Source organism: Mesorhizobium sp. M7A.F.Ca.CA.002.04.1.1 (assembly GCF_004022805.1).
GTDB lineage: Bacteria > Pseudomonadota > Alphaproteobacteria > Rhizobiales > Rhizobiaceae > Mesorhizobium > Mesorhizobium ciceri.
Genome location: NZ_RZPL01000798.1, coordinates 1 through 2,447 on the forward strand (window position 1 = coordinate 1; position 2,447 = coordinate 2,447).

4 protein-coding genes are annotated in these 2,447 nt (G+C 62.4%); 1 reads left to right on the forward strand and 3 read right to left on the reverse strand.

The window, feature by feature from the left end; translation table 11 throughout:
* Positions 1-14: 14 nt before the first annotated feature.
* Positions 15-281: a hypothetical protein gene (locus tag ENZ75_RS28605; RefSeq protein WP_013528900.1), complete on the reverse strand. Its 267-nt coding sequence runs from the start codon at positions 279-281 to the stop codon at positions 15-17.
* A 130-nt stretch (positions 282-411) separates the two neighbouring features.
* Here ENZ75_RS28605 and gcvA point away from each other — a divergent pair, with 130 nt between their 5' ends.
* Complete coding sequence (gene gcvA / locus ENZ75_RS28610; RefSeq protein ID WP_013528901.1) at positions 412-1,347, forward strand: transcriptional regulator GcvA; 936 nt, start codon at positions 412-414, stop codon at positions 1,345-1,347.
* A gap of 131 nt (positions 1,348-1,478) precedes the next feature.
* Here the strand turns inward: gcvA and ENZ75_RS28615 are convergent, their stop codons facing one another.
* Together ENZ75_RS28615 and ENZ75_RS28620 are read right to left on the reverse strand one after the other, a co-directional pair.
* Positions 1,479-1,895 carry a DUF1761 domain-containing protein gene (locus tag ENZ75_RS28615; RefSeq protein WP_024503046.1) on the reverse strand — a complete coding sequence of 139 codons (417 nt, stop codon included), beginning with the start codon at positions 1,893-1,895 and terminating at the stop codon, positions 1,479-1,481.
* 51 nt (positions 1,896-1,946) lie between these two features.
* On the reverse strand, positions 1,947-2,447 hold a 501-nt coding region (locus ENZ75_RS28620), incomplete at its 5' end, for a 50S ribosomal protein L11 methyltransferase (RefSeq protein WP_164888068.1).

The following is a 2,447-nucleotide window of genomic DNA, read 5'->3' on the forward strand; positions in this document are numbered from 1 at the left end:
ATTCCCCTACTCCCCTACTCCCCTATTCCCCTACGGCCAGGTCTCTGCCAGCCGATGTCGAGCAGGCCCAGCCGGCCAAGCTCCTTGTCCATTGCGCGAGCGACATCACGGCGCGCGCCGCCGATATCGCGCAGTTGGCGGTCGGAGAGATCCTCGACGTTCTGGTAGGCAGTATCGCGGCGGGGGAGGCGTATCGCGACCCGGGCGTGACGCAACCAGTCGAGGGTTTCGGCCAGCCAGTTCGGACGATGTGCGGACGAATTCAAAACGATGATGGACATGGTGTGCTCCGTTCTCCCCGAATATCAAATCCGGCTTGATGATGTTTCGATGGACAGATCATGCCAGATTGAAATCTCTGTAGGAAACGAGTAGTTTTCTCTCGATCATCAAGTTTTCTTTGAGGATAGGATGGCTCGTCTTCTGCCTGGGACTCGTGCCTTGAGGACGCTGGAGGCGGCGGCCCGGCACCTCAATTTCACCCGTGCCGCCGACGAGCTTGGGCTGACACCGGCCGCCGTCAGCCATCAGATCAAGGAAATCGAGGATCAGCTCGGGCTGGTGCTGTTCACGCGCACCAGCCGCACCATCCGGCTCACCGAGGCGGGAACGGTGCTGTTCGACGCCTCGGCGGACGCGCTCGACCTGCTTGGCCGGGCTGTTTCGCGGGCGCAAAAGCTGACGCGCGGCACCGCTCTTTTGAAGGTAACGCTCGACGCGCAGTTCGCGTCAAAATGGCTGATGCGACGCGTCGACGATTTTCGCAAGCGTCACCCCGATATCGAGTTGCGATTCGACATTGCCTATGAAGTGCGGGATTTCGAACTTGACGACATCGATGTCGGCATCCGTTTTGGCGCTGGCAAATATCCGGGCCTTCGCACCCACCGGCTGTTCGACAACATCCTCATTCCGGTATGCAGCCCGAGCCTTTTGACGTCCGGTCCGCCGCTGCGCGAGCCGCGCGATCTTTTCAACCATACGCTTGCGCATATCGAATGGTCGCGGCAAGGCGTGACGTGGCCGAACTGGCGGATGTGGATGGCGGCGGCCGGCATCAATGATTTCGACGACAGCCGGACAGTCGTGTTCGGAAATTCCACGGATGCCGTCCAGGCAGCGCTCGACGGCAATGCCGTTGCGCTCGCCGATTTCGCCATGGTGGCGAACGACCTTTCCCAGGGCAGGCTGGTGCAGCCTTTCGAACTCGGCCTGCGCGTGGCGCCCGAGTTCGCCTATTTCCTGGTCTATCCCGAGAATACCGCCGACGATCCGCGCATCGTCGCCTTTCGCGAATGGATGCTAGAGGAAGTCGCCAAGACGCGGACCACGGATAAAGGGCAGTAGGGCAGTAGGGCAGTAGGGCAGTAGGGCAGTAGGGCAGTAGGGCAGTAGGGCAGTAGGGCAGTAGGGATAGGCGTCGGTGCCGTCTGCTCCCCTATTCCCCTACTGCCTTACTGCCCTACTCCCTTCTTGACTCAGCTTGCCACCGCGCCGAACCAGCCGATGACGGCGCCGATGATCAGTAGCACGCCGAGCCAGTGGCCGCCGTCGATGAGGGTCAGGTCCCAGCCGAAATTCTCGTAGCGATGGTTGACCGAGAGCGTCGTGGCGACGAAACCCAGCCAGAGCACGAAGCCGAAGACAAGTCCGGCGAGCCATGTCGGCTCGCCGCCGGTCATCGCGCCGACGACCAGCGCCATTATCGTGGCCATGACCAGTTCGGCGATGAAGCTGACGACGAAGGGCAGCGGCGACTTCTTCATCGTGGCCGGATCGAGCTTGGCGGCCTTCAGCCACGCCTTGCTCAGGCTCATGTACCAGGCGGCGCCGAACAGCCACGCCACGATTGCGGCAGCGACCACCGCCAGCCAGTTCACTGCTGAAAAATCCATGAGCTCCCCCCTCTGATTTGGATATGATGGAACGCCTGTTCGGCGATCGCGTCAAGCGAACCGCCAGACGGTCGTGCGCTTGACCAGCGCATCCTCCAGCGCCCGCGTGACGGCCACTTCATAGACCGCAAGCGGCTCCAGCCCTGTCTTCGGCAGATACGACCGGCCGGGATCGCCGACAAGGATTTCGGCGCCGCGCGCCTTCAGCGTTGCGAACCATGGCACCAGCCGGTCAGCGAAAGATTTGTCATAGAAAACATCACCGGCCAGGACCACGTCCCAACCTGCATCGGTGCCGATGCAATCCGTGCCGAGGAATTCGGTCCCGATACCGTTGATCTCGCTGTTGAGCCGGATCGCGGTGGCGCAGAACGGGTCGATGTCGGAGGCGATCACCTTGGCGGCACCGGCCTTGGCGGCGGCGATGGCGACAAGGCCGGAGCCGGAAGCAAAGTCGAGCACGTGCTTGCCACGCACCGTGCCGGAATTGTCCAGGACATAGCGGGCAAGGCCCTGGCCGCCGGCCCAGGCAAAGGCCCAGAAGGGCGGCGG